General features: G+C 75.9%; 6 protein-coding genes. 4 read left to right on the top strand and 2 right to left on the bottom strand.

Translation table 11 applies throughout. The annotated features are described in order from the left end of the window. Positions 1–11 precede the first annotated feature (11 nt). Positions 12–1,919 (top strand): DUF2264 domain-containing protein, encoded by a 1,908-nt coding sequence (locus tag E4099_RS26255; protein WP_135341602.1) that lies wholly within the window; start codon positions 12–14, stop codon positions 1,917–1,919. A gap of 229 nt (positions 1,920–2,148) precedes the next feature. Here E4099_RS26255 and E4099_RS26250 read toward each other — a convergent pair whose 3' ends face one another. Together E4099_RS26250 and E4099_RS26245 are read right to left on the bottom strand one after the other, a co-directional pair. Then, on the bottom strand, positions 2,149–2,805 hold the full coding sequence (locus tag E4099_RS26250; RefSeq protein ID WP_135341600.1) for a response regulator: 657 nt from the start codon (positions 2,803–2,805) through the stop codon (positions 2,149–2,151). Further along, positions 2,805–4,007, bottom strand: coding sequence for a sensor histidine kinase (locus E4099_RS26245; protein WP_135341599.1), 1,203 nt, complete (start codon positions 4,005–4,007; stop codon positions 2,805–2,807). Before E4099_RS26245 ends, E4099_RS26250 begins: the two co-directional genes overlap by 1 nt. Before the next feature lie 263 nt (positions 4,008–4,270). Here E4099_RS26245 and E4099_RS26240 point away from each other — a divergent pair, with 263 nt between their 5' ends. The 3 genes from E4099_RS26240 to gndA form a co-directional block, all read left to right on the top strand. Then, positions 4,271–4,825: a GlcG/HbpS family heme-binding protein gene (locus tag E4099_RS26240; protein WP_135341598.1), complete on the top strand. Its 555-nt coding sequence runs from the start codon at positions 4,271–4,273 to the stop codon at positions 4,823–4,825. Between the two features lie 56 nt (positions 4,826–4,881). Further along, positions 4,882–5,616: a Mut7-C RNAse domain-containing protein gene (locus E4099_RS26235; RefSeq protein ID WP_135341597.1), complete on the top strand. Its 735-nt coding sequence runs from the start codon at positions 4,882–4,884 to the stop codon at positions 5,614–5,616. Positions 5,617–6,377: 761 nt separating this feature from the next. After that, a partial coding sequence (gndA, locus tag E4099_RS26230) for an NADP-dependent phosphogluconate dehydrogenase (RefSeq protein ID WP_135341601.1) occupies positions 6,378–7,297 on the top strand: 920 nt, incomplete at its 3' end.

Genomic DNA, 7,297 nt, shown 5'->3' with positions numbered 1-7,297 from the left:
GTCCCCGCCCCGTGCCACCCGCGCCGCCCCTCCCGGAGGACCGGGCGCTCAGCCCGTACACCGGGCTCACCCGCCGCCACTGGGAGGCGGCCGCCGATGCCCTGCTGGCCGCCGTCCGCCCGTACGCCAGCCCCGAGCAGGCCCTGATTCCGCTGCCCGGCGCCCGGGCCAGCAGCTCCGGACCGCGCTCCGACGGCCTGGAGGGCTACGCCCGCACCTTCCTGCTGGCCGCGCTGCGGATCGCGGGCGCCGACGGCCGGGACCCGGGCGGCCTGCTGGACCGCTACGCCCGAGGCCTGGCCGCCGGCACCGCGCACCCGGTCGCCGAACCGGACCTCACCGCGGACACCCCCGAGTCCTGGCCCCTGGTGACCGACCGCGGGCAGGCCATGGTGGAGGCCGCCGGCATCGCCCTGGGCCTGCGGCTCACCCGCCGCTGGCTCTGGGACCGACTGGACGACCGGGTCCGGGAGCGCGCCGCCGCATGGCTGGCCGGGGCGCTGCACCGGCACCCCTGGGACAACAACTGGTGGCTCTTCCCGCTGACCGTCGGCGGCTTCCTCGCCGAGACCGGGGGCAGCGCCGACCAGGTCCGGGCGGCCCGCGCGGCGGTGGACCGCGGACTGGAACGGATCGAGCGGTGGTGGCGGGGCGGCGGCTGGTACACCGACGGCCGTCCCCGGGCCTTCGACCACTACAACGGCTGGGCCCTCCACCTGTATCCGGTGCTGCACGCCCGGCTGGCGGCCGACCCGCGCCTCCTGGCGGTCTACGGCCCCCGGCTCCACGCCCACCTGGAGGGGGCCACCCGGATGTTCGGGGCGGACGGCGCGCCGATGCACCAGGGGCGTTCACTCAGCTACCGGTTCGCCGCCGCCGCGGCCCCCTGGCTGGGCGCGCTCACCGGCCACACCCCGCTCAGCCCGGGCGCCACCCGCCGACTGGCCTCCGGAGCCCTGCGCTACTTCCTGGACCGGGGCGCCGCCGGGCCGGACGGCCTGCTCTCGCTGGGCTGGCACGGCCCGTATCCGGCGCTGGCGCAGCCCTACTCCGGCCCGGCCTCCCCGTACTGGGCGGCCAAGGGGTTCCTGGGTCTGCTGCTCCCCGCCGGGCACCCGGTGTGGACCGCCGTCGAGGAGCCCCTGCCCGCGGAACGGGGCGACGCCGTGACCGCTCTCCCCGGGCCGGGCTGGCTGCTGCAGTCCACCGCCGGCGACGGCATCGTACGGCTGCACAACCACGGCAGCGACAACCAGCCGCACCAGGCGGTGCACCCCGACGACCCCCTGTACGCGCGCTTCGCCTACTCCACCGGCACCGGACCCACCCCGCCCGGCACCGAGCCCGACAACCACTTCGGGCTGATCACCGACGGCGGCACCACCATGCGCGGTCCCATCGAACCGCTGGGCAGCGGTCCGGGCTGGGCCGCCTCCGCGCACCGGCCACGCACCGGGGACGGGGACCCGCTGCCCGGGGTCACGGTCACCTCGGTCACCCTGGCGCACGGCGCGGAGGAGATCCGGGCCCACCTGGTGCACGGCGCCCGGCCGGGCACCGGGGTCCGGCTGAGCGGCTGGGCCACCTCACCGTCCTTCGGCACCCGCTCGGCGCTGCTGCCCGTGTACGGCTTCCCCGCGGCCGAGCGGACAGCGGCCCTGGAGCACTGCGCGACCGCCTACGGCGCCGACGCCCGCTGCCCCGTGCTCACCGGCACGGTCGCGGAGACCTGCCACGCCTTCGTGGCCCTGGCCCGACTGGCCGGCCGGTCGACGGCGGCGCACCACCCGGCCGCCCCGTACCCCCGGGTCCGGGTGGCCCCGCGCCCGGACGGTTCGGTCAGCGTCGACGCCCACTGGGCCGACGGACGACGGCTCGGAGTGCTCCTCGGACACCGCCATGTCGTCCGGATCGGATAGCGCCGAGCCCACGGCCCGCCGCGCCCGACGGCGGCAAGCCTCGTCCGGTCGGGGGGAGTGGCAGTGCTCCTCGGGCACCCCCGTCCGGCGTCGGATCGCCACGCGTTCCGATGGCGTCCGGTGGCGCCGGTCGGGCATCTCGGAAGCCGGGCACCCCGCCCGGGGCGCGCGGGGTAGCGCAGGTACCGGCAGCCTGCCGGCGGCAGCGCCTCCTGCCCGGTCGGGGGAGTCAGGGCAGCAACCGCTGCTCCTTGGCCACCGCCACCGCACCGGCCCGGGTGTCCACGCCGAGCTTGTCGTAGATCCGGCCCAGATGGGTCTTCACGGTGGCCTCGCTGATGAACAGCGCGCGGGCGATGTCGCGGTTCCCCAGCCCGCGGGCGAGCTGCCCCAGGATGTCCAGCTCCCGCTCGGTGAGCGCGGGCCGGGGGCGGCGCATCTGGGCCATCACCCGGCTGGCCACCGGCGGCGAGAGCGCGGTCCGCCCCGCGGCGGCCGCCTCGATGGCGGAGAACAGCTCCTCCGGCCGCTCCGCCTTCAGCAGATAGCCGATCGCCCCCGCCTCGATGGCCCGGGTGATGTCGGCATCGGTGTCATAGGTGGTGAGGACCAGGACATGCGGGGCGCCGGGCCCGGCCGAGGTGATGCGCCGGGTGGCCTCGATCCCGGTCATCCCGGCCCCCAGCTGGAGATCCATCAGCACCACCGCCGGACGGAGCGCGGCGGCCAGCGCCACCGCCTCCTCGCCGTCCCCCGCCTCGCCGACCACCTCGACGTCCGGCGCGCTGCCGAGCAGTGCCCGCAACCCGGCCCGTACCACCGCGTGGTCGTCGCAGAGCAGGATGCGCAGCGGCGCGCGTCCGCCGTCTTCGGAAGGACTGGTCATCAGGCGGACTCCAGGGGGATGGCGGCGGACAGGACGGTGCCCTCGCCCGGCGCGGACTCGATGGTGAGGGTGCCGCCCAGCTGCGCCACCCGGGCCCGCATCGCCGGCAGGCCATGGCCGCGGTCGGCGCCGGCGCCCGGCCCGCTCGGCGCGGCCGGCCGGAAACCGCACCCGTCGTCGGCGATGTCCAGCACCACCTGGTCGCCCAGCAGGGTCAGGGTGAGGGCGGCGGTGGCGGCGCCGGAGTGCTCGCGGATGTTCGCAAGCGCCCCCTGGGCGATGCGCAGCAGCGCCGACTGCACCCGGCCCGGCAGCGGGGCGGGTACCCCTTCCAGGTGGAAGCGCACCGCGAGACCGGGGCCGCTCTCCCGCGCCGCCAGCTCCCGCAGCGCCTCGTGCAGCGGGACCCCGCCGGCGAGGTCGGCCGGGGCCAGGTCGTGGACGAAGCGGCGCGCCTCGGCGAGGCTGCGGGCGGTGATCTCGGTGGCGGCGTGGACGTGCCGGCGGGCGGCCTCCGGATCGGACCCCCAGGTGCGGTCGGCGGCCTGGAGCAGCATGCGCTGGCTGGACAGCCCCTGGGCCAGGGTGTCGTGGATCTCCATGGCCAATCGCTGCCGCTCGGCCAGCGTGCCCTCGCGGCGCTCGGTGGCGGCCAGCTCGCGCCGGGTGCGCAGCAGGTCCCCGATCAGTGCCCGCTGCCGCTCGGCCTGCCGCTCCATGTGCAGGAACACGGCGGTGGCGATGGCCGCGACCGCCGGCGGGGCCAGCACCAGATTGGGGTCGAAACCGCCGGCCAGTCGCAGCTGCGCGGCCACCACCAGGGCGGTGAGCAGGGCCACCAGCGGGACCGCCGCGCGGGCGGGCAGGGTGCGCAGGCCCGAGTAGAAGAACGGCACCGCGCACCAGGCGAAGCTCGGCGCCAGCAGCACCAGGACCGCCCAGACGGCGACCCCCGCGGCCAGCCGCCCCGCACCCCGCCGCAGGCCGGCGGCCCGGGCCGGACCGCCCGGGGCCGGCTCCGGCGGTGAGCCCCGGTCGGCCGGTCCCGGTCCGGCGGGCACCTCCAGGACCGGACCGAGGACGTACAGCACCGCGAGCGCGGCACTCAGCACGATGATCCACGCGGTACGGGGGTCGCCCGGATGCCGGATGAGGAAGCGCGCCAGGGAGGCACCCAGCAGCAGAAAGAATGCCGCGTGCATGACGGATCCCAGCCGACGGGTGTCGGGGTCCGCTGCCAGTGGGCCGCTGTCGTGCACGTCGATGATCTCCTCGCCGGGGCTCTCCCCGCAGTCCTAACCCGCGCCGGGAGCGTCCCGCATCAACCGATCGGTTGATGCCGCCCTCCATCATCACGCACCGGCACTCCGACCGGAACGCCGATCCCGCGGGCCCGCGCCGCTTCGAGGATGGGAGGCACAGCGAACGGAGCGCCCGCTCCGCCACCGCCCATCGAGGAGTCCTGATGAAGAAGCTGTCCCCGCGTGCCCGCGTGCTGACCGCCACCGCCGTCGTCGCGGCGGCCGGTGCCGCGACCTTCGGCGCCGTCTCGGCGACCGCCGCACCCTCCGCGGCCCAGGCCGCGCCGGTCCGCGCCGACCTGAAGGACAAGGACCTGGTCCGCTCCACCCATCTGTCCGTGGACGCCGCCACCCGTGCCGCCCAGGCCACCCTGGACGCCGCGGAGCGGGACGGGCAGAAGATCTCCGTCGCGGTGGTGGACCGCAACGGCACCACCCTGGTCACCCTGCGCGGCGACGGCGCGGGACCGCAGTCCTACGAATCGGCGCAGCGCAAGGCGTTCACCGCCGTCTCCTGGAACGCCCCCACCTCCGAGCTGACCAAGCGCCTGGAGCAGGCACCGACCCTCAAGGACATCCCGGGCACCCTGTTCCTGGCCGGCGGGGTCCCGGCCAAGGCCGCGGGCGCCCCGGTGGCGGGCATCGGCGTGGCCGGCGCCCCCAGCGGCGACCTGGACGAGAAGTACGCGCAGGCGGGTCTGGCCGCGCTCGGCGGTTGAGCCGCCCACCGGGAAATCCGTCCCGGCGCCGGCCGCCGCGGTGGCATGCTGACCATGTGAACCGACCGGAGATCCACATCAGCTTCGCCCCCGAGATCCGCCCCCTCGCCGCCCCGGAGCGGCGGGCGGGGCGGACAGCCCTGGCCACCGACGGGTCGTCCACCCTCGGACATGTCGTCGAGTCGCTCGGCGTACCCCTCACCGAGGTCGGCCGACTGCTGGTGGACGGCCGGGAGACACCGGTGTCCCACGTGCCCCGGCAGGGTGAGACCGTCGAGGTGTGCGCCGTCGACCGCCCGCAGCGGGTGCCCGGAGCGCCGCTCAGCTTCCTGCTCGACGTGCACCTGGGCACGCTGGCCCGGCGGCTGCGACTGCTGGGCGTGGACGCGGCCTACGAGAGCGAGGACATCGGCGACCCGGCGCTGGCCAGCCAGTCGGCCGCCCAGCGCCGGGTGCTGCTCTCCCGCGACCGGGGTCTGCTGCGGCGCCGGGAGATCTGGGCGGGCGCGTTCGTCTACAGCGACCGGCCCGACGAGCAACTCCGCGACGTACTGGGCCGCTTCGCGCCCCCACTGGCCCCGTGGACCCGCTGCACCGCCTGCAACGGCCTGCTCACCGATGCCGACAAGGAGGCAGTGCGGGAGCGGCTGGAGCACGGCACCCAGCGCACCTACGACGTCTTCGCCCAGTGCACCGCCTGTGAGCGGGTGTACTGGCGCGGCGCCCACCACGCCCAGTTGCAGGAGATCGTCGAGCGCGCGATGAGCGAGTTCGGCGGCGCCGCGGTCTGAGCTGCGGCGGGCCGGGGCGTGGTGGCCGGTGCCACCGTCTGGTCCCTGGCTGGCCGGGGCGGTGGCCGGTGCCGCTGTGAGCCCTGCCGGCCGGGGCGCGGCTGCCGCCGCTGTCCGACCCCGGCAGCCCGAGGTGGTGGCGATGGCTCCCCGCGTCCTTCGCCGGCGCGCAGCTGATCCTGCACGGCCGAGTGGCGGCGGCCCTCGCGGTGACAGGGCTGCTGCTCCTGGTCACCTACCGGCTCCCCCTCCCGACACCCATCGGGCCGCGCCCACGGCCTGAGCCGGGGCGCCAGCACCGTTCGGACCAGCCCCCTGCCACCCTCCGTCTCATCACCGCCCCCCACGGTCCAGCACGGCCCCGGGGCGTCACAGCACCCCTCCGGGAGCGCACGAGTAGCTGACTTCCGCCGGCTGAGCCAGCATGAAGTCAGCAACGGGCCCGCTGACGGAGCGCCATGGACCCCGCGGGCGCCACCGTCGACCGGGTCCGATGCGGGCCGGCCCGCGCCGGATCCGGAGCCCGCCCGGACGCCACCACCGGACCAGCAGGCGCGAAGGCTCGGGTGAGCGGCGAAGGCGGCGGTCTCCCGGCCATCGGCACACGGCCACCGCCTTCCGGCACGCCGATGACGGGCAAGCCCGCCGCGCGCCGAGGAACGAGATGAGGAGACCGGCACAGCCCCCGACCCCGACGCCTCGCACAGCTCTTCGCCGTACCTGACAGGAGTGGAACACCGCACATGGCCAACACCTCCGCCATCCGGCCCACGGCGCAGATCGGCGTCACCGGCCTGGCCGTCATGGGCAGCAACCTCGCCCGGAACTTCGCCCGGCACGGTCACACCGTGGCCGTGCACAACCGGACCCACGCGCGCACCCAGGCACTCGTCGAGGAGCACGGGCACGAAGGCGAGTTCGTGCCCGCCGAGCGCGCCGAGGACTTCGTGGCCTCCCTGGAACGACCGCGCCGGATCGTCATCATGGTCAAGGCCGGCGAGCCCACCGACGCCGTGATCGACGAGTTCGCGCCCCTGCTGGACCAGGGCGACCTGCTGATCGACGGCGGGAACGCCCACTTCCAGGACACCCGGCGCCGGGAGGCCGCACTGCGCGAGCGCGGGCTGCACTTCGTGGGCTGCGGGATCTCCGGCGGCGAGGAGGGCGCCCTGCACGGGCCCAGCATCATGCCGGGCGGCTCGGCCGAGGCGTACCGGGCGCTCGGACCGCTGCTGGAGGACATCGCCGCCAAGGTCGACGGCGAGCCGTGCTGCACCCACATCGGACCGGACGGCGCCGGGCACTTCGTCAAGATGGTGCACAACGGCATCGAGTACGCCGACATGCAGCTCATCGCCGAGGCCTACGACCTGCTGCGCAGGGTCGCCGGCTACCCGCCGGAGAAGATCGCCGAGACCTTCGGCACCTGGAACCAGGGCCGGCTCGACTCCTACCTCATCCAGATCACCGCCGAGGTGCTGAGCCACACCGACCCGGGCACCGGCCGCCCCTTCGTGGACATCGTCGCCGACCGGGCCGAGCAGAAGGGCACCGGCCGGTGGACCGTGCAGTCCGCACTCGACCTCGGCACCCCGGTCTCCGGCATCGCCGAGGCCGTCTTCGCCCGCTCGCTCTCCGGCCACACCGAACTGCGCGCGGCCTGCCGCGAGCTGCCCGGCCC

The sequence above is a fragment of the Streptomyces palmae genome (assembly GCF_004684805.1).
GTDB classification, from domain to species: Bacteria; Actinomycetota; Actinomycetes; order Streptomycetales; family Streptomycetaceae; genus Streptomyces; species Streptomyces palmae.
Note: the sequence above shows the minus strand (reverse complement) of the source record. Positions and strands in the feature narration are given on the sequence as shown.